The sequence below is a fragment of the Actinomadura sp. RB99 genome, from assembly GCF_014706005.1.
Classification (GTDB): Bacteria; Actinomycetota; Actinomycetes; order Streptosporangiales; family Streptosporangiaceae; genus Spirillospora.
Map to the genome: position 1 here is coordinate 58,316 of NZ_JABMCA010000044.1, position 23,199 is coordinate 81,514.

The 23,199-nt window shown below is 72.4% G+C and carries 16 protein-coding genes; 6 read left to right on the forward strand and 10 right to left on the reverse strand.

Translation table 11 applies throughout. The features are described 5' to 3' along the window. The first annotated feature begins 25 nt into the window (after nucleotides 1–25). The 3 genes from prfB (at nucleotide 26) to amrb99_RS31770 (ending at nucleotide 3,306) form a co-directional block, all read left to right on the forward strand. A complete protein-coding gene (prfB, locus tag amrb99_RS31760) occupies nucleotides 26–1,138 on the forward strand; it encodes a peptide chain release factor 2 (RefSeq protein WP_190863029.1) in 1,113 nt (370 codons plus the stop codon). A 104-nt stretch (nucleotides 1,139–1,242) separates the two neighbouring features. Then, entirely contained in the window at nucleotides 1,243–2,220 is a 978-nt protein-coding gene (locus amrb99_RS31765; protein WP_190863031.1) for a hypothetical protein, read from the forward strand. 189 nt (nucleotides 2,221–2,409) lie between these two features. Beyond that, nucleotides 2,410–3,306 (forward strand): hypothetical protein, encoded by an 897-nt coding sequence (locus amrb99_RS31770; protein ID WP_190863033.1) that lies wholly within the window; start codon nucleotides 2,410–2,412, stop codon nucleotides 3,304–3,306. Between the two features lie 73 nt (nucleotides 3,307–3,379). Here the strand turns inward: amrb99_RS31770 and amrb99_RS31775 are convergent, their stop codons facing one another. The 5 genes from amrb99_RS31775 to amrb99_RS31795 all read right to left on the reverse strand — a co-directional run bounded on the left by amrb99_RS31775 (nucleotide 3,380) and on the right by amrb99_RS31795 (nucleotide 14,783). Then, nucleotides 3,380–8,260, reverse strand: a complete 4,881-nt coding sequence (locus tag amrb99_RS31775) for an NAD-glutamate dehydrogenase (RefSeq protein ID WP_190863035.1) — start codon at nucleotides 8,258–8,260, stop codon at nucleotides 3,380–3,382. A 338-nt stretch (nucleotides 8,261–8,598) separates the two neighbouring features. Continuing rightward, nucleotides 8,599–10,185 (reverse strand): serine/threonine-protein kinase, encoded by a 1,587-nt coding sequence (locus amrb99_RS31780; RefSeq protein ID WP_190863037.1) that lies wholly within the window; start codon nucleotides 10,183–10,185, stop codon nucleotides 8,599–8,601. Between the two features lie 267 nt (nucleotides 10,186–10,452). Further along, complete coding sequence (locus amrb99_RS31785) at nucleotides 10,453–12,414, reverse strand: acetoacetate--CoA ligase (RefSeq protein WP_190863040.1); 1,962 nt, start codon at nucleotides 12,412–12,414, stop codon at nucleotides 10,453–10,455. A gap of 364 nt (nucleotides 12,415–12,778) precedes the next feature. After that, nucleotides 12,779–13,489 carry a haloacid dehalogenase-like hydrolase gene (locus amrb99_RS31790; RefSeq protein WP_190863042.1) on the reverse strand — a complete coding sequence of 237 codons (711 nt, stop codon included), beginning with the start codon at nucleotides 13,487–13,489 and terminating at the stop codon, nucleotides 12,779–12,781. Nucleotides 13,490–13,568: 79 nt separating this feature from the next. After that, on the reverse strand, nucleotides 13,569–14,783 hold the full coding sequence (locus amrb99_RS31795) for an MFS transporter (RefSeq protein WP_190863044.1): 1,215 nt from the start codon (nucleotides 14,781–14,783) through the stop codon (nucleotides 13,569–13,571). Nucleotides 14,784–14,863: 80 nt separating this feature from the next. Here amrb99_RS31795 and amrb99_RS31800 point away from each other — a divergent pair, with 80 nt between their 5' ends. Next, nucleotides 14,864–15,268 carry a MerR family transcriptional regulator gene (locus tag amrb99_RS31800; RefSeq protein WP_190863046.1) on the forward strand — a complete coding sequence of 135 codons (405 nt, stop codon included), beginning with the start codon at nucleotides 14,864–14,866 and terminating at the stop codon, nucleotides 15,266–15,268. A gap of 229 nt (nucleotides 15,269–15,497) precedes the next feature. Here amrb99_RS31800 and pruA read toward each other — a convergent pair whose 3' ends face one another. The 3 genes from pruA to amrb99_RS31815 form a co-directional block, all read right to left on the reverse strand. Further along, entirely contained in the window at nucleotides 15,498–17,129 is a 1,632-nt protein-coding gene (pruA, locus tag amrb99_RS31805; RefSeq protein WP_190863048.1) for an L-glutamate gamma-semialdehyde dehydrogenase, read from the reverse strand. 203 nt (nucleotides 17,130–17,332) lie between these two features. Beyond that, the gene (locus tag amrb99_RS31810; protein ID WP_190863050.1) at nucleotides 17,333–17,839 is read right to left on the reverse strand and encodes a hypothetical protein; all 507 of its coding nucleotides are present in this window, start codon (nucleotides 17,837–17,839) and stop codon (nucleotides 17,333–17,335) included. A gap of 17 nt (nucleotides 17,840–17,856) precedes the next feature. Continuing rightward, nucleotides 17,857–18,501: an HAD family phosphatase gene (locus amrb99_RS31815; RefSeq protein WP_347256941.1), complete on the reverse strand. Its 645-nt coding sequence runs from the start codon at nucleotides 18,499–18,501 to the stop codon at nucleotides 17,857–17,859. Between the two features lie 61 nt (nucleotides 18,502–18,562). On the opposite strand from amrb99_RS31815, the gene amrb99_RS31820 reads away from it, so the two are divergent. Further along, complete coding sequence (locus tag amrb99_RS31820) at nucleotides 18,563–19,762, forward strand: acyl-CoA dehydrogenase family protein (RefSeq protein WP_190863053.1); 1,200 nt, start codon at nucleotides 18,563–18,565, stop codon at nucleotides 19,760–19,762. Between the two features lie 280 nt (nucleotides 19,763–20,042). Here amrb99_RS31820 and amrb99_RS31825 read toward each other — a convergent pair whose 3' ends face one another. After that, nucleotides 20,043–20,939, reverse strand: coding sequence for an N-acetylmuramic acid 6-phosphate etherase (locus amrb99_RS31825; protein WP_190863055.1), 897 nt, complete (start codon nucleotides 20,937–20,939; stop codon nucleotides 20,043–20,045). Beyond that, a complete protein-coding gene (locus tag amrb99_RS31830) occupies nucleotides 20,936–21,898 on the reverse strand; it encodes a MurR/RpiR family transcriptional regulator (RefSeq protein ID WP_241756112.1) in 963 nt (320 codons plus the stop codon). The genes amrb99_RS31825 and amrb99_RS31830 overlap by 4 nt, the downstream gene beginning before the upstream one ends. Nucleotides 21,899–21,959: 61 nt before the next feature. Here amrb99_RS31830 and amrb99_RS31835 point away from each other — a divergent pair. Next, nucleotides 21,960–23,199 (forward strand): BadF/BadG/BcrA/BcrD ATPase family protein (locus amrb99_RS31835; RefSeq protein ID WP_347256942.1); only part of this gene is annotated, 1,240 nt, incomplete at its 3' end.

Here is a 23,199-nt window from a genome sequence, read left to right on the forward strand (position 1 = left end):
GCCCGCACGGCGATAAGCTCGAAGCGTGGCAGGCATCGAACCGGAAGAGCAGCTCAAGGAGCTCGGCTCGACCCTCGCGGGCATCGAGCAGGTGCTGGACCTCGACGGCATGCGGCGTGACATCGCCGAGCTGCGCGAGCAGTCGGCCGACCCCGACCTGTGGAACGACCAGGAGCGCGCCCAGTCGGTGACGCGCCGGCTGTCGTACCTGGAGAGCGAGCTCGGCCGGGTCGAGGGGCTGCGCCAGCGGCTGGACGACGCGGCCACCCTGTACGAGATGGCGCAGGAGATGGACGACGCCGACACGCGCGCGGAGGCCGACGAGGAGCTGGCTGCGCTGCACAAGGCGATCCAGCAGCTCGAGGTGCGCACGCTGATGTCGGGCGAGTACGACGCCCGGGAGGCGCTCGTCACCATCAACGCGCAGGCCGGCGGCGTGGACGCGGCCGACTGGGCGCAGCAGCTGCAGCGGATGTACCTGCGCTGGGCGGAGCGGCACGGCTACCCCACCGAGATCTACGAGACGTCCTTCGCCGAAGAGGCGGGGATCAAGTCGACGACGTTCACCGTGAAGGCGCCCTACGCGTACGGGACGCTGCGCGGGGAGCACGGCACGCACCGGCTGGTGCGGATCTCCCCGTTCGACAACGCGGCCCGGCGGCAGACCTCGTTCGCGGGGCTGGACGTCGTCCCGGTGGTGGAGCAGAGCGACCACGTCGACATCGACGAGAGCGACCTGCGGGTGGACGTGTACCGGTCGTCCGGGCCCGGCGGCCAGGGCGTCAACACCACGGACTCGGCGGTGCGGATCACCCACATCCCGACCGGCATCGTGGTGTCCTGCCAGAACGAGCGGAGCCAGCTGCAGAACAAGGCCACGGCGATGAACGTGCTGCAGGCCAAGCTGCTGGAGCGCAAGCGGCAGGAGGAGGCGGAGAAGATGTCCGCGCTGCGCGGTGAGGGCACCAGCAGCTGGGGCACGCAGATCCGCAACTACGTGCTGCACCCGTACCAGATCGTCAAGGACCTGCGGACCGGCGTCGAGGTCGGCAACCCGACCGCGGTGCTGGACGGCGACATCGACGAGTTCATCGAGGCCGAGATCCGCTGGATGCGCCAGCAGGAGACCTCCACCTGACCCTCGCCCGCGTGCGAGTTTTCGTATTCGGTGAGTGATCTCACGGTCACTCTGCGATTATCTTCCGTGGACCGGATCCACCGACTCCATCCACGGGGGGCTGCATGCCCGCACGCAACATCACGTCCACGTTCCTGTCGGCCGTTCTGCTGGCCGGCGCCGCGCTGGCCGCGGCCGGGTGCGACGACAACACGTCCTCGGCCGGCGTGGGCCCGCCCGCGCTGTCCAAGCAGCAGGCCGGGCAGGTGCTGGCCGCCTACGCCACCGCGGTCAACCGGGTGGGCAAGCAGCTGGACGGCAGGCGGCTGCCGGGCATCGAAGCCGATCCGCAGCTGTCCATGGACGAGGCCGCGCTGAAGCTGCGGCACGTGATCGGGCAGCGGCCGCCCGCGCTGAAGTTCACCCATCAGGTGTTCTACATCCCGCGGCTGCACGGGTACCCGCACTGGTTCGCGGCCGACGCGATCACCGGCAAGGGCAAGCAGACACTGCGGCACGCGCTGCTGTTCACGCAGGCCAAGGCGGGGGCGCCGTGGCTGCTGGCCGCCGACCCGTACCCGGCGGACGCCTCGCTGAGCAAGGTGGCGCTCGACCCGGACGGGTACGCCACCCCGGTGGACGCCGGCGACAAGGGGCTGCCCGTCGCGCCGGCCAGGCTGCCCGCGGCGCACGCCGCGCTGCTGAGCGGCGGCCCGTCGGCGCCGGGGGCGTCGGCGCTGGCGAAAGGGCCGAAGACCAGCGAGACCTACGACGCCCTGAAGCAGGGCGAGCAGACGCTGGCGAAGCGCGGCGTCACGCTGTCCTCGACGTTCTCGGCCGCGCCGTACGCGGTGTACGCGCTGCGCACGAAGGACCGCGGCGCGCTGGTCTGGTACGTCGTGAAGCAGAACGAGGCGTATTCCGCCGCGAAACGGGGCAGGCTGGCGGTGAGCGGTGATCTCACCGGGCTGGCCCCGGCGGCGTCCGCCAGGACGCGGATGGACACGACCGTCCTGGTGCAGTACCTGGCCACCGTTCCGCCGAAGGGCCACGCCACGGTCACCGGCATGTACCGCAAGGCGATCGCGGCCCACGGTTCCTGATCTCCGTCGGGTGCCGGGCCGTCCCGCTCTTCTCGACCGCTGCAGTGGGACGGTCCCGGCATCCGACGGGCCGCCACCGGACGCTCCCGTCCGGCGCGCGGCCCTCGGCGGGGCCCCGCGTTCTTCTACACTGGCGCGACATACTCGACATTCCGTCCGCCGAGGTGGGAAGTGCGCCGAGCGCCCCGCATGGCCGTGGCCGTGGTCATGGCCGGCTCCGCCGTCCTCACCGGGGCCTGCTCCGGCGGCGGCACCGGCGGAGGGGCGGCGGCCGCCACGCCCACCGGCTCTCCGGCGGTCGGCGCGGACGAGTCCCTGAAGGTGCTGCGCGACTGGACGGACCGGCACAACAAGGCCATCACGTCCGGTGACGAGAGGCTCTGGCGCGCCACCGTGACCGGCGCCCTCGCCGCGCCGGTGACGGCCCGCGTCCGCACCTACGGCCGGCTGCCGGAGTCCGCGACGATCTCCCTGGCGAACCCGGTGCTGTACGTGCCGCGCCGCTCCGCGTACCCGAAGTGGTTCGGGATCGCGGCGCTGGAACGCTCGGACGGCAAGGACCAGCAGGTCCTCGGCATGTTCGTGAAGACCGGCGCCAAGGACGACTGGCGCGCCGCGCACTGGCTCACCTTCCAGGGCGGCGCCCCCGACCTCGCCTACGACGCCGAGGGCTACGCGATCCCCGCGCCCGACCGTGGCCTGCCCGCCGCGCACGCGGCCTACCTCGCCGAAGGCGACGAGAGCGGGCTGATGCCCGACGCGTTCTCGGCGAACGCCCGCAAGGCCGAGCAGGGCGACTGGAAGGTGACGCCCGGCGGGTTCAAGCCCGGTCCGGGCCCGTCGTACGCGCTGCGGACCAGCGACGGCGGTTCCTTCGTCTGGTACGGCCTGACGCAGGACGCGACGCTCACCGGCGGCACGGAGCCCGGCCTGCCCGCCGACGTCCGCGACCACCTCGCGAAGGACGGCCGGAAGCCGGGCGGGACCGTCCACGCGTCGTGGCAGTGGCTCGCGATCGGCTACGCCCCGCCGTCCGGCAAGGGCCGCGTCCTGGGCGAATCCGTCTCCCTCGCCGCCGCCCGCTGACCGTCGAGGCGCGGCGTGTCGCCCTTATCCCGGTTTCGGGAAGGGCGGCACGCCGCACATGAACCTCGTTCGGTCAGCCTTCGGTGGACGGGAGGGAGCTGGCCGTCACCAGGGTGCGGATCGAGCCGAGCGCGACCGACAGCGTCGCCAGGTCGAAGCTGTCGCTCTCCCAGATCTCGCTGAGGGTCTGCTGGGCGCGCTGCACCGCGGTCTTGTTCTTCTCCGCCCAGTGCGCCATCCGCGCCTCGGGGTCCCCGCCCGGCTCGCTCGTCACCAGCACGTCGCGGGTCAGCGCGGCGTGCGCGGCGTACAGGTCGTCGCGGAGCGCGGAACGGGCCATGGACCGCCACCGGTCGTCGCGCGGCAGCGCCACCACCCGGTCGCGCAGCCGGGCCAGCTGCAGCCGGTCCGCCAGGTCGAAGTAGACCTCGGCGACCTCCTCCACCGGACGGCCCGACTCGTGCGCGATGCCGACCAGGTCGAACGTCGAGTACGCGGTGACCAGCATCGCGCACTGCTCGGCCAGCTCGTCCGGCACGCCCCGCTCGGCGAACCCGTCCCGGCGCTGCTCGAACGCCTGCAGGTCCAGGCCGACGAGCAGCTTCGGCAGCTGCGAGGTGAGCGTGGTCGCCCCGGCCGCGAAGAAGTCGATCGTCTCCCGGATGTCGAACGGGGGCCGCCGGTTGTGCAGCAGCCAGCGGGCGCCGCGCTCGGTGAGCTTGCGCGCCTCCAGCAGCATCGCGATCTGCGTCGACTCGGCGACCTGGTGCGACAGCCGCTCCACCGACCGCCAGAACCGCGGCATCTGGAACACCTCGCGGGCGACCAGGTAGGCGCGGGCGATGTCCGACGACGACGCCCCCGTCTCCTCGTTCATCCGGAACACGAACGTGGTGCCGCTGTTGTTGACCAGGTCGTTCACCACCGTGGTGGTGATGATCTCGCGCCGCAGCGGGTGCCGGTCCATGTACGGCTGGAACCGCTCGCGCAGCGGCGTCGGGAAGTAGTCGACCAGCCACGACTCCAGGTAGGGGTCGTCGGGCAGGTCCGAGGCGACGATCTCGTGGTCCAGGGTCAGCTTGGAGTAGGCGAGCAGCACCGAGAACTCGGGGCTGGTCAGCCCGAGCCCGGACTGCCGCCGCTCCGCGATGGCCTTGTCGTCCGGCAGGAACTCCAGGCGCCGCTTCAGCCGCCCGTCGCGCTCCAGCTTGCGCATGTACCGGGCGTGGACGTGCAGCATCGAGGGCGCCTGCGCGCGGGACGCGGCGAGCACCACGTTCTGCGCGTAGTTGTCGGGCAGCACCAGCCGCGCGACCTCGTCGGTCATCTCGTACAGCAGGGTGTCGCGCTGCTTGCGGGTCAGCTCGCCGTCCCGCACGACCTGGTCGAGCAGGATCTTGATGTTGACCTCGTGGTCGGAGGTGTCGACGCCGGCGGAGTTGTCGATGAAGTCGGTGTTCACCAGGCCGCCGGTGCGCGCGTACTCGATCCGGCCGAGCTGGGTCATGCCGAGGTTGCCGCCCTCGCCGACGACCTTGCAGCGCAGCTCCTCGCCGTTCACCCGCAGCAGGTCGTTGGCCTTGTCGCCGACGTCGGCGTTGTTCTCCGACGCCGCCTTGACGTAGGTGCCGATGCCGCCGTTCCACAGCAGGTCGACCGGCGCCTTCAGCGCCGCGTTGATCAGCTCGTGCGGCGCCATCGCCTTCACCGCGTCGTCGATGCCGAGCGCCGCCCGCACCTGCGGGGTGAGCCGGATCGACTTGGCGCTGCGGGCGTACACGCCGCCGCCCTTGGAGATCAGCGAGGTGTCGTAGTCGGCCCAGCTGCTGCGCGGCAGCTCGAACATCCGGCGCCGCTCGGCGAACGAGACCGCCGGGTCCGGGTCGGGGTCGAGGAAGACGTGCCGGTGGTCGAACGCGCAGACCAGCTTGATGTGCTCCGACAGCAGCATCCCGTTGCCGAACACGTCCCCGGACATGTCGCCGATGCCGACGACGGTGAAGTCCTCCCGCTGGACGTCCTTGCCGAGCGACCGGAAGTGGTACTTCACCGACTCCCACGCGCCGCGCGCGGTGATGCCCATCGCCTTGTGGTCGTAGCCGACGGACCCGCCGGACGCGAACGCGTCGCCGAGCCAGAACCCGTACTCGGCGGCGACGCCGTTGGCGATGTCGGAGAACGTCGCGGTGCCCTTGTCGGCCGCGACCACCAGGTAGGTGTCGTCGCCGTCGTGGCGGACCACGTTCGGCGGCGGGACGACCTTGCCGTCCACCAGGTTGTCGGTGACGTCGAGGAGCCCGGAGATGAAGTCCTTGTAGCAGGCGATGCCGGCCTGCAGCCACGCCTCCCGGTCGACGGACGGGTCGGGCAGCTGCTTGCCGACGAACCCGCCCTTCGCGCCCGCCGGGACGATGACGGTGTTCTTCACCGCCTGCGCCTTGACCAGGCCGAGGATCTCGGTGCGGAAGTCCTCGCGGCGGTCCGACCAGCGCAGCCCGCCGCGCGCGACGGACCCGAACCGCAGGTGCACGCCCTCCACCTTCGGCGAGTACACGAAGACCTCGTAGGTGGGGCGCGGCTGCGGCAGGTCCGGGATGCCCTCCGGGTCGAACTTCATCGACAGGTAGGGCTTGCCCTGGTAGTGGTTCGTCCGCAGCGTCGCCTGGACGAGCGCCAGGTAGGCGCGCAGGATGCGGTCCTCGTCGAGGCTCGCGACCTCGTCGAGCATCCCGTGGAGCTCCTCGATGATGGCGAGGCTGCGCTCCTCCTCGCCGCCGGCCAGCGCCGGGTCGAGGCGGCTCTCCCACAGCCGCACCAGCAGCCGGGTGATCGCGGCGTTCCGCAGCAGCACCTGCTCGATGTACCGCTTGGAGAACGTCGTCCCGGTCTGCCGCAGGTACAGGGCGTAGGCGCGCAGGATCATCGCCTGCCACCAGTTCAGCCCGACGTGCAGGACGAGCGCGTTGAACCCGTCGTTCTCGATCCGGCCCTGCCACAGCGCGGTGAACGCGTCCTGGAACAGGCCCTTGATGGCCTCCTCCGGGACGTCCCCGGGCGGCGCGTACCGCAGGCCCAGGTCGTAGACCCAGTACCGCTGCCCGTCGGAGGTGTTGACCTCGTACGGGCGCTCGTCGACGACCTCCACGCCCATGTTCTGCAGCAGCGGCAGCACCCGCGACAGCGAGATCGGCTCGCCCCGCCGGTAGATCTTCAGCCGCCGCTCGCCGGGCTCGGCGCTGAACGGCTCGTACAGGTTGATGGAGGTGTCGTCCTCGTCGGTGAGGTCGTCGAGGAAGCGCAGGTCGGCGACCGCGGTGCGGGCCGGGAAGTCGGCCTTGTAGCCGTCGGGGAACGCGTCGCCGTACCGGCGGGCGAGCGTCCCGGACCCTTCCTCGCCGCACTGCTCCACGATGGCGTCGGCGAGGTCGTCCTCCCACGAGCGGGTCGCGGCGGCGAGCCGGTCCTCCAGCCCTTCGACGTCCACGTCCGGCAGCGGGCGGCCCCGCTCGCCGCGCACCACCACGTGCAGCCGGGCCAGCAGCGACTCGGTCACGTTCGCGCTGTAGTCGACGCTGACGCCCTCGAACGCCCGGCGCAGGATCTCCTGGATGCGCAGCCGGATCTTGGTCGTGTAGCGGTCCCGCGGCAGGTACACCATGCAGGACATGAAGCGGCCGTACAGGTCCTTGCGCAGGAACAGCTTCAACTGGCGGCGCTCGCGCAGCCGCAGCACGCCCAGCGAGATCCCCAGCAGGTCGTCCACGGAGATCTGGAACAGCTCGTCGCGCGGGTAGCTCTCCAGGATCTCGATGAGGTCCTGGCCGTCGTAGCTGTCGGAGGTGAACCCGGCGCGCTCCAGAACCTCGTCGAGCTTGCGCTTCAGGACGGGGACGTGCGCGATCGACTCGCTGTAGGCGACGTGCGTGAACAACCCGAGGAAGCGGCGCTCGCCGACGACCTCGCCGCTCTCGTCGAACTTCTTGACGCCGATGTAGTCCAGGTACAAGGAGCGGTGAACGGTGGAGCGCGAGTTCGCCTTCGTCAGGACCAGCAGCCGCTTCTCGGTCGCCTTCTCGCGGACCTCGGGCGGCAGCGCGGCGAAGCTGTCGGACTCCCGCTTGTCGTTGCGCAGGATGCCGAGGCCGGTGCCGGGCTCGGGGCGCAGGCCGAGCCGGCTGTGGTCCCCGGCGGCGGCGGCCGTGGTCCGCCCGTCGTCGACGAGCGTGTAGTCACGGTAGCCGAGGAAGGTGAAGTGCCCGTCGGCGAGCCATTCCAGCAGTTCGACGCCCTCGGCGAGCTCCTTGTCCGGCAGCGGCGGCGACGCCTCCCGGATCGACGCGGCGATCTCCACCGCCCGCGCCCGCATCTTCGGCTCGTCCTCGACCGCGACCCGCACGTCGTTCAGGACGCGGGCCAGGTCCTTCTCCAACTGGTCCAGCAAAGCGCGGTCGCTGGTACGGTCCACCTCGATGTGGATCCAGGACTCGTCGATGTCGGACGGGCTGTCGTGCTTGCCGCGGAACGCCCGCAGGTGTCCCGCGACGTCGCGGTCCACCCCCAGCAGCGGGTGCACGATCAGGTGGGTGGCCAACTGGTGCCGGGTCAGCTCCATCGTCACGGAGTCGACCAGGAACGGCATGTCGTCGGTGACGACCTGCACGACCGTGTGGCCGGGGTCCCAGCCGTACTCCTCGATCGTCGGCGTGAACACCCGCACCTTGGCGCGGCCCTGCGGCCGCTCCTCACCGAGCGCCCGGTGCGCCATCGCGGGCCCGCAGATGTCGGCCGGATCCCGGGCGAGGAGATCCTCCGAGGCCACGTGACGGTAGTAGAGCCGAAGGTAGGCGGTGGACTCCTCGACGTCCCCCGCCGAACGCGCCCCCGGCCGCTGGGCGCACGTCTCCGCCGCCCTCCGGAGCAGATCGTCCTTCGCCTGATCGAGCCTGCCGCCCATCACCAACAACACTCTCCTTGAGACACTTCGCCACCTCGTTGTGGCGCTGCTCACTTGCGCCAGTAAACCAGGGAAATCCCCCAAAGCCGACCTGCCAGTCCGCGAGGTCAGCGTGGCTTTGCCCACCTTGCCAGGCCGCGCGGTACCCCCGCCCGAAGATCGCCGAAGTCGGTGCGGGGCGGTGGGCGGCGGGCGCGCGACGGTGGCCGGCCGGCCCTTCGGACGCCGGTCACGGCAGCGGAACGGGGCGCCGTGCGCCGTTTCCGGCGCCGGGCTTCCTGATCATCGACTGCCGGGCCGGGCCGGGCGGTACCGGTCGAGGGCGGGCGGCCTGACGGTCAGCCGGTGCCGGTGCCGGTTCCGGTGCCCGCGGCGGGGCTTCCGGGCGGATTGTCCGTGGGCGTGCCCGGGTCGGTCGGACCGGTGGTCGGGCTCGTCGTCGGGTCGGGGCTGTGCGTGGTGTGCGTCGGCGTCGGGTCGTCCGGGGTGGTCGGCGTCGACGTGGGCGTGTCGGTCGGCAGGGGGCTCTCGGGCGCCGAGCCGGTCGTCGTCGGCGACGGGCTGTAGGAGGTGTCGGGAGCCTGCCGGGTCGGCGCCTGCCTCGACGGCACCGTCATGCTCGGGACGTCGCCCGACGGCTGCGGCTGGTGGCTCGGGTCGCCGACCTTCTCCCCCGCCTTGCCCTTGTGGTCGGGGCCGAGCACGAGCACGGCGGACACGACGACGATCGCGACGAACAGCGCGGCGGCGCCGGCGAGCACGGCCGAGCGGCTCGACCCGGCGAGCGAGCGGCGCATCGCCGCGACGGCGCCACCCGCGCCTCCGGCGGCTCCCGCGCGGTCGCGCGGGAGGGTGTCGGCGGCGTTCTCGGCCGCCCATTCCGCGGGCGTCGGCAGCCGCGCGGGGGCGGTGCCGGACGGGTCCCCGCCGGGGACGTCGTGGGCGGCCGGGTCCGTCTCGGCGAAGGCCGCGGGCTCGTATTCGGCGGGCTCGCCGGCGGCGTCGCCGGCGAGACCGGCCTCGTACTCGTCGGCGGCGAGCTCCGCGGCGAGCACCGAACCGGCCGCGAGCATCGCGGTCTCGTCGGTGTTGCCGATCGGGGCGGCCTCGACGGGCGCCTCCTCGTGCCCGAGCAGCCGCATCAGCACCTGGCGGGCGGCGGGGCGCAGCGCCGGGTCCTTCTGCAGGCAGTCGGCGACCAGGTCGCGTAGCGGCCCGCTCATGTCGCCGAGGTCCGGCTCCTCGTGCAGGATCCGGTTGATGACGGCGGGGATCGTGTCCTGCCCGAACGGCGGCTCGCCGGTCGCCGCGAACACCAGCGTCGCCGCCCAGCAGAACACGTCCGCCGGGGTGCCGACGTCGTCGCCGCTGATCTGCTCCGGCGCCATGTACGAGGGCGTGCCGATGACCCGGCTGGTCAGCGTGGTGCCGCCGCTGATCGCGCGGGCCACGCCGAAGTCGATCACGCGCGGGCCGTCCGGGCCGATCAGCACGTTGTGCGGCTTGAAGTCGCGGTGGATGATCTTCGCCTGGTGGATCGCGGACAGCGCGGTCGCGGTGCCCACCGCGAGCCGGTCCAGCGCCGCGCCGCGCACCGGCCCGTCCTGCGTGACCTGCTGGTTCAGCGACGGGCCCGGGACGTACTCGCTGACGATGTAGGGCCGGTCGCCGTCGACGTCGGCGTCCAGCACCTGCGCGGTGCAGAACGGCGCGACCTGCTTGGCCACCTCGAGCTCGCGCAGGAAGCGCGCGCGGGCCTTGTCGTCGGAGGTCAGCTCGGAGTGCAGCAGCTTGATCGCGACCTCGCGGCCGTCCTCGTCGGCGCCGAGGAACACCGCGCCCTGCCCGCCCTCGCCCACCCGGCCGACCAGGGCGTAGCGACCCAGCCGCTCCGGGTCTCCGGACCGCAGCGCCCCAACCTCCATGCGTGGAACCGTCCCTCTCTCGTCGACGGGCCAACGGACCACGGGTCGAATTCTCGCAGACCAGCGCTCCGACAGTGGGACGCGCGAGGTCGTTGGGAAGTTCACCCGGCCATGTGGCCTTACGGCGCGATCCGACCCGCCGCCCCGAACGGGCGCATTTGGGCCGAGCGACCACCTTAGTGCCCCTTGCGCCCCGCGCGACACCGTGAGAACACGTGTCGCGCAGGGGCTTACGGGCACCGCGGAGGCCGCGGACGGTCGCCGGCGCTACGGCGTGAAGTGGGTGAGGACCTCGGGGTTGGCCATGGCGCCGCGGTTGGCGGCCTCGTCCACCGGCGTGCCCTGGAGGATCTTGCGGACGGGGACCTCCAGCTTCTTGCCCGACAGGGTCCGTGGGATGCCGGGGACGGCGGTGATCTCGTCCGGGACGTGCCGCGGCGACAGCGCCGAGCGGATCTCGCGCTTGAGCCGGCCCGCGAGGTCGTCGGTGAGGGACGCGCCCTCGGCGAGCTGCACGTACAGCAGCAGCCGGCCCTCCTGCCCGAGCCGCCCGGTGTCGATGACGAGGCTGTCGGTGACCTCGTCGAACGCCTCGACGACCCGGTAGAAGTCCGACGTCCCCATGCGGACGCCGCCACGGTTGAGGGTCGAGTCGGACCGCCCGTAGATGACGCAGCCGCCGTCCGGCAGGACCTTGATCCAGTCGCCGTGCCGCCACACGCCCGGGTACATGTCGAAGTAGGACTCGCGGTAGCGGTCGCCGCTGTCGTCGTTCCAGAAGAACACCGGCATCGACGGCATCGGCTCGGTGATGACCAGCTCGCCGACCTCGTCCACGACCGGCTTGCCGTCGTCCCCGTACGCCTCGACCTTCGCGCCCAGGCACCGGCACTGGATGACGCCCGCGCCCAGCGGCAGCAGCGGCGACGGCCCGACGAACGCGGTGCACAGGTCGGTGCCGCCGGACATGGACCCGAGGAGGAGGTCCTTGCCGACCTCCTCGTACACCCACGCGAACCCTTCGGGCGGCAGCGGCGAACCGGTGGAGCCGATGCCGCGCAGCGCCGACAGGTCGAACTCGCGTCCGGGGTGGCGTCCGTCCTTGGCGGACGCGGTGATGTAGGGCGCGCCCACGCCCATGTACGTGACCCCGTTGTCCGCGGCGAGCTTCCACAGGTCGAGCGGTGCGCCGTCGTACATGACGATGGTGGAGCCCACCAGCAGGCCGCCGATGAGGTAGTTCCACATCATCCAGCCGGTCGTGGTGAACCAGAAGAACACATCGCCCTGGCCGACGTCCTGGTGGAAGGACAGGGCCTTGAGGTGCTCCAGGACGACCCCGCCGTGCCCGTGCACGATCGGCTTGGGCAGGCCCGTCGTGCCGGACGAGTACACCACCCACAGCGGATGGTCGAACGGGACGTCCTCGAACTCCATGGCGTCGTGGTCGGTGCGCGGGAGGTCGCCGTAGTGCATGCCCACGCGCAGGCCGTCGGGCGTGGCGGCCGGGTCCAGGTACGGGATCAGCACCGTCGCGGCCAGCGTCGGGAGCGCCGCCTCGATCTCGGCGACGACCTCCCGCCGGTCGAACGTCTTGCCGTTGTAGGCGTAGCCGTCCACCGCGATCAGCACCTTCGGCTCGATCTGCGCGAACCGGTCGATCACCGAGGACGACCCGAAGTCCGGCGAGCACGACGACCACACGGCGCCCAGCGAGGCGGTGGCCAGGAAGCAGATCAGCGCCTCCGGGATGTTCGGGATGTACGCGACCACCCGGTCGCCCTTCCCGACGCCCAGGTCGGCCAGCCCCGCCCGCACCTCCGCGACGTGCAGGAACAGCTCGCGGTAGGTCAGCACCCGGTGCCCGCCGGCCTCCGACCGGAACACGACGGCCGTCTCGTCCGGCGTGTCCTCGGCGCGGCGCAGCGCGTTCGCGGCGTAGTTCAGGGTGGCGCCGGGGAACCAGCGCAGGCCGTCCACCGGCATGGGGCCGCCCTCGCGGACCGGGCCGTCACCGCGCTCGCCGACCACGTCGAAGTACGACCAGATCGCGTCCCAGAAGTCGTCGACCTCGGTCACCGACCAGCGCCACAGGTCGTCGTAGGACTCCGCACGCACACCCCGGTCCCACAGCCAGTGGATGAAGCGGGTCACCCGCGCGTTCGCGACGACCTCCTCCGACGGCCGCCACAGCGCCGCTCCCTCGGAGACCTCGTGATCACGCGACATCGCTCTCCCTCCCCGCCGCGCCCTCGGTGCGCGACCCTCCCAATATCGGCCTCGCCGCCCGGCCCGCGCAACTTCCGCCGACATGCGCACGCTGCCCGGACGGCCGCGTCCCATCGCAGGTCACAGCCGTGCGGCGGGCAATCCACAGCGGCCACACAACGAGGCGTCAGGCCATCCTCATGCCCCACACACCGGGGTTTTCCACAGAACGCGGTTCCACTTCCAGTGCCCGGGCGCGGCGCCGAGACTGAGACCCGTCCACGAAGGGAGCGACGAATGACCAAGACCCGATCATGCGGCGCGGTGGCGGCGCGCCCCACGAGAACACCGTCACGTGCTGGATGCGCCCGTGAGGGCGGCGAGGTCAGATGCGGGTCAGCTCCGCCACGGCGCTCACCACGGCATCGGTGTCGGCCAAGGTCGCGAGCACCTGGTCGGCACCGGCGGAGCGCAGCTCGGCCTCGGTGGCGCTTCCGGTGGCGACGGCGATGATCGGCGACCCGGCGATCCGGGCGGCCTGCACGTCGCGCGGCGAATCGGCGATGTACACGGTGGCCGACTCGGGGTACCGGGCGCCGTGCCGCTCGCCCGCGCGGCTGCGGGCGAGCTCCAGCAGCGCGGCCTTGCTGTAGACGCCGTCCTCGTAGCCCCCGGCGCCGAGGTCGAGGCGGTCGGCGAGGCCGAGCTCGGTCACCTTCAGCACGGCGTTCGGACGCACCGACCCGGTCAGCACGGACTGCACGACCCCGGGCACGTGCGCCAGGGCCTCGACGGCCTCCCGGGCCCCGGCCAGCACCCGGCCGTGTGCCCGCAGATCGGCACGGCGGTTCGCGAACGCCTCGGTGAGCGCGGCGACGAAGGAGGGCAGATGGTCGTCGGTGGTGACGACGTCGTTGAACGCCAGCGTCTCGAAGATGATCTCCGATTCGGTCCGGCCCGGAGTCGGCGCGAGCCGCACGAGGGGCCGCCCGACGGTCCGCTGGAACGCCTCCGCGTAGGCGTCCCGGGTGACCCGCCCGACGTCGACCAGGGTGTGATCGATGTTCCACAGCACCAGACGGTTCAGCGTCGACATCCCGTTCCCATGCGCGGCTCGAAAGGCGTCGGCGGGCGCCGTCCCGGCACCGGCCCGCCCCGCCGTAATGCGAGGCGGACTAATCGTCGGCCCTCCCGCCCCCGACCGCAACCGCACCCACCTCCGCCCCGGTTTCGCCGTTCGGTGACGCGGTGCGGGTGCGGGGCGGGATCAGGTAGGTCAGGCTCAGGCCGGTCAGGCTCAGCACGGCCCCGGCCAGCCCGTTCCAGCGCAGCGCGCCCCCGGCCACCAGGAGCCCGCCGAGGGCGGAGCCGGTGGCGGCGCCGAGGTTGAACGCGCCGACGTTGACCGAGACCGCCAGGGTCGGTGCCGTCCCGGCGTGGCGCAGGATCAGACCTTGCAAGGGGGCGATGGTGGCGGTGGCGAGCAGGCCCAAGGCGAGGACGGCGAGGACGGCGGTGGGCCGCCAGGCGGCGGCGAACGGCATGGCCGCCAGCACGCCGGTCAGGCCGCCGAACACGCCGCGCACGGTCGCGGTCATGGATCTGTCGGTCAGCTTGCCGGCGGCCAGGTTGCCCAGGAAGCTGCCGGCGCCATAGGCGAGCAGCAGGGCGGAGACGGCGGCCGAGGAGAAACCGGTGATGCGGGTGAGCAGGGGCGCGATGAAGGTGAACACGACCGAGACACCAGAGAAGCCGACCGCGGTGATGGCGGTGGCCAGCAGCACCGGTTTGCGGGTCACGACGCGCAGTTCGTCACGCAGGCTCATGGCCGGCGCGGGCCGCCGGGGAAGCACCAGGGCCAGCAACGCGACGGACGCCAGCGTGAGCGCGGTGAGCACCGCGAACGGGGCGCGCCATCCGGCGGCGTGTCCCAGCAGCGACCCCAGGGGAACCCCGAGCAAGGTGGCCACGGTGAACCCCGAGGCCACGGTGGCGATCGCCGAGCCGGTCCTGTGCTCGGGCACCACGCTGGTGGCCATCACCAGGGCCAGCGCCAGGAACGCGGCGTGGCTGAGCGAGGAGACCACCCGTCCGGCCAGCAGCAGCGCGAACGTCGGGGCCAGGGCGCTGAGCGCGCTGCCCGCGGCGAACAGCAGCATCAGGCCGATCGCCAGCCCCTTGCTGGGCAGCCGTGCGGTCGCCATGGTCACCAGGGGGCCGCCGATCACCACCCCGAGCGCGTAGGCGGTCACCGCCTGCCCGGCGGTGCCCTGGGAGACCCCAAGGTCCGCGCCGATCTCGGGCAGCATGCCCGCGACCAGGTACTCCGAGGTACCGACGACGAAGACGCTCGCGCACAAGGCCGCGAGCGAGACCAAGCTCTTGCCCATGCCCGGCACGCTAGAGTTTCACATCGATGTGAGAGTCAAGCGGCGCCGGCCGTCGGCGAGGCACCGGTGAGGAGGGCCACATGCGGATCGGTGAACTGTCCCGCAGGACCGGCGTGCATGAACGGCTGCTGCGCTACTACGAGGAGCAGCGGCTCCTCCACCCCGCAAGGCGACCCAGCGGCTACCGCGAATACAGCGAGGCCGACGTGGACACCGTGCGCCGCATCCGCAGCCTGCTCGCCGCCGGCCTGAACACCGCCACCATCGCCACGATCCTCCCCTGCCTGCGCGAGGAGGACGAACGCCTCGTGCCGACCTGCCCCGACCTCGTCGCCGACCTGTACACAGAACGCGAGCGGATCACCAAGGCCATCACCGACCTTCAGATCTCCCGGTCCTCGCTCGACGCCGTCATCGCCGCCGCACCCCCCGACATCGCCGAACGCGCGATCAGCCGGGCAACCACGACCACCTCGCCACGGTAACCGCCACCACCTGCCCGAGCAGCGCTGACGGTAGAGCCGGACAACCGGCCTCTCAACGCTGACCGTGGGGCCGGACATTCGGCCTCTCAACGCTGACGGTAGGGCCGGACATCCGGCCTTTCAACGCTGACGGTGGGCCGGACATCCGGCCTCTCAGCGCCGGCACATCCAGCGCGCCCACACCTCCAGCGCGGTGCGGTGGCGGGTGTCTTGTGGCTCGGGCGCCGGGTCAGGGGCCCATGTGGGGGTAGCGGTAGTCGGTGGGCGGGACGAAGGTCTCCTTGATGGCGCGGACGTTCGTCCAGCGGGTCAGGTTGAACACCGATCCGGCCTTGTCGTTGGTGCCGGAGGCGCGGGCGCCGCCGAACGGCTGCTGGCCGACCACGGCACCGGTCGGCTTGTCGTTGATGTAGAAGTTGCCGGCCGCGAAGCGGAGGGTCTCGGTCGCGGCGGCGATGGCCGCGCGGTCCTGAGCGACGATCGCGCCGGTCAGCCCGTACTCGGAGACGCTCTCCAGCTGCGTCAGGACGGAGTCGTAGTCGTGGTCCTCGTAGACGTGGACGCCGAGGATCGGCCCGAAGTACTCGGTGGTGAAGATCTCGTCGGTCGGGTCCGACGACTCCAGCACCGTGGGCCGGACGAAGTAGCCGACCGAGTCGTCCAGCTCGCCGCCGACGAGCATCCGCATGGTGTCGATGCCGCGCGCCCGTTCGATGGCGCGCCGGTGCTTGGCGAAGGCGCGGTCGTCGATCACGGCGCCCATGAAGGCCGAGAGGTCGTCCGCCACGTTGCCCATGGTGAGACCCTCGACCTCGGCGCAGAAGTCGTCGCGCATGCCGTCCCAGACGGAGCGCGGGATGTAGGCGCGGGACGCGGCGGAGCATTTCTGGCCCTGGTACTCGAACGCGCCCCGCACCAGCACGGTCTTCAGCACGTCCGGATCGGCGGACGGGTGCGCCACCACGAAGTCCTTGCCGCCGGTCTCGCCCACGATCCGCGGGTATCCGCGGTACCGGGCGATGTTCTCCCCGATCGTCCGCCACAGCGCCTGGAAGGTCGGCGGCGAACCGGTGAAGTGCAGGCCCGCGAGGTCAGGGCTGGCCAGGGCGACGTTCGAGACGGCCTGCCCGTCGCCGGTGACGAGGTTGATGACGCCGGGCGGCAGGCCGGCGGCCTCCAGGAGCCGCATCGTGTGGTGCGCGGCGAGCTGCTGCGTCGGCGACGGCTTCCACACCACGACGTTGCCCATCAGCGCGGGCGAGGTCGGCAGGTTCCCGGCGATCGCGCTGAAGTTGAACGGGGTGATGGCGAGGACGAACCCCTCCAGCGGCCGGTACTCCATCCGGTTCCACACGCCAGGCGAGGAGTTCGGCTGCGTTTCGCGGATCCGCCGCGCGTACGCGACGTTGAACCGCAGGAAGTCGATCAGCTCGCACGCCGAGTCGATCTCCGCCTGCTGGACGGACTTGGACTGCCCGAGGATCGTCGCCGCGTTCAGCGTGGACCGCCACGGCCCGGACAGGAGTTCGGCGGCCCGCAGGAAGATCGCGGCCCGGTCGTCGGGCGCCATGGCCCGCCATCCGGGCGCCGCCTCCCGGGCCGCCGCGATGGCCTCGGCGACGTCGGCGTCGGCGGCGTTGCCCATCCGCCCGAGGACGTGCCGGTGGTTGTGCGGCTCGACCACGTCGATGGGGGCGCCGGCGCCCATCCGGCGCTCCCCGCCGATGGTCATCGTCAGCTCGGTCTCCGCGCCGCCGAGCTCCTTGATCTTCGCTTCCAGGGCGGCCCGCTCCGGGCTGCCCGGCGCGTACCCCTTGACCGGCTCGTTCACCGGTACCGGAACGTTGGTGACGGCGTCCATCTGGTCGCTCCCCGCATGTCCGACGGCCGTGTCGACATGCCGAGCCCTACCCAGCCCCATCCCGCGAATACCTGCCGCTCCCCGCCCGCACCTTGAGGGGCTGCTCGCTCTCCTCCACGTTGCCGATCCATCCGCCGTGAGGCGCGCGGCCGCACTGCTGGAGGGATGGTGACGGGCCAAGCCGTGCGGCGGACGCGGGCGGGTCAGAGTAGGTGCTGGAGCTCTTGGGTGGCGTACCAGAGGAGGTCGTGGCCTTCGGCGCCGTCGACGGTGAAGAGGGCGTCCTCGTCGCCGGCGTCGGCGGCGGGGAGGGCCTCGACGGCGGCGGTCACGTCGGGGACGGCGGCGAGGTCGTCGACGTGGCCGGAGGCCAGGCGCTTCCACGGGACGGGTGCGGTGATCTCGACGAGCGAGCGGTCGTCGCCGTCGAGGGACGCGTCGCCGCGGGCCGACGAGACCGACTGGTCCGGGATCTCGGCGGCGAGGACGACGCGGCGGCGCGGCGCGGACGGGTCGGCGGCGAGCAGGCGCAGCGAGGCGCGGGCCGCCGCGGTCAGCGCCGCGTACTCCAGCTCCTCGAGGTCGCCGCCCGCGTACCACTCGCGCAGCGCGGGCGTCACGGCGTGCGCGGCGAGGGGCGCGGGGCCGGCCTCGCGCGCGGCGTGGGCGGCGGCGAGGAGCGGAAGCGTGGACGGAAGGTAGACGCGCATGACGGTTCGTCAGTCTGTCATGCGAGGAGGCCCAGTTCGCGCAGTTCGGCGATCGTGGCGTCGGCGGATGTGTGGTGGATGCCGCGGATGCCGAGCGATTCGGCGGCCCGGATGTTGTGCTCGATGTCGTCGATGAAGACGCATTCGGCGGCGTCCAGGCCGAGCAGGCCGAGCGCGTGCCGGAAGATCCGCTCGTCCGGCTTGCGCATGCCGACCTCGCAGGAGATGACGACGGCGTCGAAGAGGTCGGCGAACAGGTCGCGGGGGTAGTCGTTGCCCCAGGAGTTGGAGAGGAGGGCGGTGCGGGCGCCGGCGGAGCGGGCCGCGCGGAGCGCCTCGTACATCGGCTCGACCGGCGAGAACGCGCCGAACATGCGGGAGATGAGGCCCGCGGCGGCGACGGGGCCGCCGTCGACGGTGAGCAGTTCGGCGGCGAGTAGGCGCTCGAACTCCTCGGGGGCGAGCGAGCCGTCCTCCAGGCCGTGGATGGGGTTGGTCCCGGCGCCGTCGTAGGCCTGCGCCACCCAGGCGCGCATGACCGTGCGGTACCGGTCGGCGTCGATGCGGTCGGCGGCCAGCCAGGCGCCGACGGCGTCGTTCAGCGGGGAGGTGAGGACGCCGCCCCAGTCGGTGATCACGGCTTTGACCGTCTTGTCGGGCACGGGCCGATGGTAAGCGATCCCGCCCACCTTGACCGAATCTCGTTCTGCCAGACTGGCGCGCATGGACTTCGCACTCAGCCCGAAAGCGCTGGACTACCAGGAGAGACTCCAGGAGTTCATGGACGAGCACGTGTACCCGGCGGAGCCGGTGTACACGGCCTGGCGCGCGGAGAACGACCCGCACGCCCTGCCGCCGGTCGTCCAGGAACTGAAGGCGGAGGCGCGCGAGCGCGGCCTGTGGAACCTGTTCCTGCCGGACGTGTCCGGGCTGTCCAACCTGGAGTACGCCACGCTTGCGGAGCTGACGGGCCGCTCTCCCGACCTGGCCCCGGAGGCGGTCAACTGCGCCGCGCCGGACACCGGGAACATGGAGGTCCTGCACATGTTCGGGACCCCGGAGCAGAAGGAGCGGTGGCTGAGGCCGCTGCTGGACGGGGAGATCCGCAGCGCGTTCGCGATGACGGAGCCGGAGGTCGCCTCCTCCGACGCCACCAACATCACGACCTCGATCGTCCGGGACGGCGACGAGTACGTGATCAACGGCCGCAAGTGGTTCATCACCGGCGCGGCCGACGAGCGCTGCAAGATCTTCATCGTGATGGGCAAGACGGACCCGGACGGGCCCGCGCACCGGCAGCAGTCGCAGGTGCTGGTGCCCCGCGACACGCCGGGCGTGACCGTCGTCCGGCACCTGCCGGTGTTCGGCTACCAGGACCAGCACGGCCATTCGGAGATCCTGTTCGAGGACGTCCGGGTGCCGGTGTCGAACCTGCTCGCCGAGGAGGGCGACGGGTTCATGATCGCCCAGGCGCGGCTCGGGCCGGGGCGGATCCACCACTGCATGCGCGCGCTCGGGATGGCGGAGCGGGCGCTGGAGCTGATGTGCCGCCGGGCCGTGGACCGCGTCGCGTTCGGCGGACCGCTCGCGAAGCAGGGCGTGGTGCGCCAGCAGATCGCCGAGTCGCGGATGGCGATCGAGCAGGCACGGCTGCTCACCCTGAAGACGGCGTGGCTGATCGACGAGCACGGCGCCAAGGGCGCCCGGTCGGAGATCGCGGCGATCAAGGTGGTCGTGCCGCGGATCACCCACGAGGTGCTCGACCGCGCGATCCAGGTCCACGGCGGCGCCGGGGTGTCCGACGACACGCCGCTGGCCGCGATGTACGCCTGGGTGCGGGCGATGCGGATCTTCGACGGCCCGGACGAGGTGCACGTCCGCACGGTCGCCCGCCAGGAGCTCCGCCGGTACGAACAGCACTGACCCCGCTCGCTCACGCACACGCGGCGACTCCGGCCCCGCCGCCAGGCCCGGTCCCGCCGCGCCAGGCTCCGGTCCCGCCGCGCCAGGCCCGCTATCGCCGTGTCGGCCCGGCCCGGCCCGGCGCGCCGCGGTCGGGGTGGCGTGGTCATGCGATCGGTGCGGGGACGATCGCATGACCACGGACCCTCCGCGGGCCGGCGGGGGCCGCCGCCGGCTCGGAACGGGCGAGGCTCGTCTCGGCGCGCCTCGGCCGCCGCGCGGGTGCGCCGCCCGCCCCCTGTCAGGCGGACCTGAGGCGTTGCAGGGCCTCCCGGACGCCGCCGTCGGTCTCCTCAAGGACCACCGTGGCGCGCGCGGCGGGGACCTCGCCGAGCAGCGAGACCAGCGCCACGCGGGTGTTACCGCCTGCCTCGGTCAGCGCGTTCTCGCAGGTCCGCGCGTCCATGCCGGTGGCCTCGGTGAGGATGCGCACCAGCCGGGCGCGCAGCTTGGAGTTCAGCGCGTTCACGCTGACCATCAGGTTCGAGTAGGTGCGGCCCATCCTGATCATCAGGGTGGTGGAGAAGGAGTTGAGCACGAGCTTGGTCGCGGTGCCCGCCTTCATCCGGGTGGAACCGCTGATCACCTCGGGCCCGGTGGCCAGGCCGATGTGCACCTCCACTTCCTCGCCGTAGGGCGTGTGCGGGTTGCAGCTGATCAGCGCCGTGCGCGCGCCGGCCGCGGTGGCGGCGCGCAGCGCGCCGATCACGTAGGGGGTGCGGCCGCTGGCGGCGATGCCGATGGCGATGTCGCCGGCGCACACCTCGCGGGCGTCCCGCATGCCGAGCTCGATGTCGTCCTCGACGTCGGAGATCGCCTGGGACAGGGCGCCGGGGCCGCCGGCGTGGTGCGCGACGACCCGGCCCCAGATGCCGAACGTGGGGGGCAGCTCGGCGGCGTCGATGACCGCGAGCCGGCCGGACGTGCCGGCGCCGAAGTAGTGCACGCGGCCGCCCGCGCGCAGCGAGTCGACCGCGAGGTCGACCAGCCGGGCGACCTCGGGCAGGACGGCCGCCACCACCATCGGGACGGTGGCGTCCTCCGTGTTGATCAGGTGCAGCACCTCCAGGGTCGGCAGCGTGTCGACGTCGAGGGTGCGGGGGTTCCGGCCCTCGGTGGGGAGCTCGCAATCGATCACCGACGCCTCCGGTCGGGTCGCACGGTCCGGCCGCGGACCGCCTCGAACGTGGCTTCCAGGGCCTTGCGGGTAGGCCCGTAGGTGCGCTGCGCCACTCCGACGAAGACGCAGTCGACCACCGTGAGCTGCGCCAGCCGGCTGGCGGTGGCGCCGGAGCGGAAGGTCGTCTCCCGCGCCGCTGTCGTGAGGATCAGATCGGCCATCTCCGCGATGGGGGACTTCGGGAAGTTGGTCAGCGCCACGGTCGTGGCGCCGTTGCTCTTGGCGACCTCCAGCGCGTCGATGGTCTCGACGGTCGCGCCGGTGTGCGAGATGCCGATCGCCACGCTGGTGGGACCCAGCACCGCGGCGCTGGTGAGCATGATGTGCGCGTCGGCCCAGGCCGAGCAGACGCGTCCGATACGGTGCAGCTTCTGCTGGAAGTCCATCGCGACGAACGCGCTGGCGCCGACCCCGTAGACGTCGACCCGGTCGGCGGCGACGAGGGCGTCGACGACCTGTTCGAGCATCTTGATGTCCAGCTGGGCGGCGGTCTCCTCGACGGCGCGGGCATCGGCGAAGGTCACCTTCTCCACGATCTGCTCGAGGGAGTCGTCGGGACTGATGTCGCTGCCGATGACCCGTCCGCCGCTGGCGCTCTGGGCCCGTCCCGCCTCCGTGGCGAGGGTCAGTCGGAGCTCTGGATAACCATGGAACCCGATCGCGCGGCAGAACCTGATGACGGTGGTCTCGGAGGTGCCACAGGTCTGGGCGAGTTCGGTGATGGTGGAGTTGGCGACCCCTTCGGGGTCGTCGATGACGCGTTGAGCGACTCGTCGCTCGGCGGGGGGCAGCGAGGGCAGCAGCGAGCGGACCCGCACCACGGTGCTCAGCGGCGTCGCGTCCTTGCGCGCCGGCTCGTCCCGTGCCGCTCCGGGCTCCCCCGCGCTCCCCGGCTCGGGGCCGATGGGTTTCCTCATGGAAGAAAGTTTCTTACTGCCAGGATGTCACGTCAACGGTAGAAAAGGCTACGGTCGCCCTGTGTTGACCCATTTGGCCGGTCCTTACGTGGTCGGCATAGACGCGGGTGGCACGAAGACCCGCTGTGTCGTGCTGACGCTCGGGGGCGCCCTGGCCGGTTCCGGCACCGGTCCCGGGGCCAACCCCAACTCCGGGGGCGACACCGCAGGGGCGCTCACCACCGCCCTGCGGGAGGCGCTCGGAGACCTCGACCGTACCCACATCCTCACCGGCGTGTTCGGAATCGCCGGAGCCGGTTCGGCCGGCCGGCCCGCGGCCGTGACCGCGGCGCGCCGGGCCTGGCAGGCCGTCGGGCTGCGCGGCTCGCCCGCCGTGGTGACCGACATCGCCGTGGCCTTCGCCGCGGGCACCAGCGAGCCCAAGGGCATCGTGGTGTTCTCCGGCACGGGCGCCGGCGCCGCGGTCATCAACGACGGCGCGATCGTGCAGCGCGCCGACGGCTACGGCTGGCTGGTGGGGGACGAGGGTTCGGCTGTGTGGCTCGGCAAGGAGGCGGTCCGGGCGGCGCTGGCCGCCTACGACGGCCGCGGCTCGCCGACGCTGCTGACCGATTCGGTCCCGCGGGCGCTGCTGGGCCCCACCGTGGTCGCGGAGATCGACTCCGCCCGGCGAAGACCCCGGCACCGGACGCTGGCGATGGCGGGCGCGGTCCCGCCGGCGTCCGGGGCGGGCGCGCCGGGCGCGGCCCTCTCCCAGGCCGCGGTGCTGTCCGCCGGCGCGGGCGGCACGGGCACCGCCGTGCTGATCCCCGGGGCGTATCCGCAGCCGGGCGGCGGCCCGACCGGGCCGCCGCCCGGCCCGCTGGGCGCCGCGCACGGCCGTCCGGAGCCGCCCGGGCGCCCCGGGCTCGCGGGGCATCCGGACCCGGCGGGGCTCCCCGGCCGCCCGGAACCGCCCGGGACGACGCCGAACCCGCAGCTCGCCCAGGCCATCATCAAGGAGGTGTACGGCCGCCCGCCCGCGGCCCTCGGCAGGCTCGGCCCGGTGGTCGCCGCCGCCGCGGCCGCCGGCGACCCGGTGGCCAGGCGCATCACCGACGAGGCCGCGGAGTGGCTGCTCCGCGACGTCGACGCGGTCCGCCCGGCCCTGTCCGACCCCTGCGCGCCGGTCGTCATGCACGGCTCGGTGCTGCGCGAGGGCCCTGTCGCCGAGGCCGTCCGCACCGGGCTGCGCGACCGGTTCGCCGAGGCGCCGCGCAGCGCCGGCGACGGCGCCGTCGGCGCCGCCGGGCTGGCGCTGC

What these genes read in the sequence shown, in the direction of transcription:
- amrb99_RS31765 (WP_190863031.1), top strand. Translation starts at nt 1,243, where the DNA reads ATGCCCGCACGCAACATCACGTCCACGTTCCTGTCGGCCGTTCTGCTG.
- amrb99_RS31770 (WP_190863033.1), top strand. Translation starts at nt 2,410, where the DNA reads ATGGCCGTGGCCGTGGTCATGGCCGGCTCCGCCGTCCTCACCGGGGCC.
- amrb99_RS31775 (WP_190863035.1), bottom strand. Translation starts at nt 8,260, where the DNA reads ATGGGCGGCAGGCTCGATCAGGCGAAGGACGATCTGCTCCGGAGGGCG.
- amrb99_RS31780 (WP_190863037.1), bottom strand. Translation starts at nt 10,185, where the DNA reads ATGGAGGTTGGGGCGCTGCGGTCCGGAGACCCGGAGCGGCTGGGTCGC.
- amrb99_RS31785 (WP_190863040.1), bottom strand. Translation starts at nt 12,414, where the DNA reads ATGTCGCGTGATCACGAGGTCTCCGAGGGAGCGGCGCTGTGGCGGCCG.
- amrb99_RS31790 (WP_190863042.1), bottom strand. Translation starts at nt 13,489, where the DNA reads ATGTCGACGCTGAACCGTCTGGTGCTGTGGAACATCGATCACACCCTG.
- amrb99_RS31795 (WP_190863044.1), bottom strand. Translation starts at nt 14,783, where the DNA reads ATGGGCAAGAGCTTGGTCTCGCTCGCGGCCTTGTGCGCGAGCGTCTTC.
- amrb99_RS31800 (WP_190863046.1), top strand. Translation starts at nt 14,864, where the DNA reads ATGCGGATCGGTGAACTGTCCCGCAGGACCGGCGTGCATGAACGGCTG.
- pruA (WP_190863048.1), bottom strand. Translation starts at nt 17,129, where the DNA reads ATGGACGCCGTCACCAACGTTCCGGTACCGGTGAACGAGCCGGTCAAG.
- amrb99_RS31810 (WP_190863050.1), bottom strand. Translation starts at nt 17,839, where the DNA reads ATGCGCGTCTACCTTCCGTCCACGCTTCCGCTCCTCGCCGCCGCCCAC.
- amrb99_RS31820 (WP_190863053.1), top strand. Translation starts at nt 18,563, where the DNA reads ATGGACTTCGCACTCAGCCCGAAAGCGCTGGACTACCAGGAGAGACTC.
- amrb99_RS31830 (WP_241756112.1), bottom strand. Translation starts at nt 21,898, where the DNA reads ATGAGGAAACCCATCGGCCCCGAGCCGGGGAGCGCGGGGGAGCCCGGA.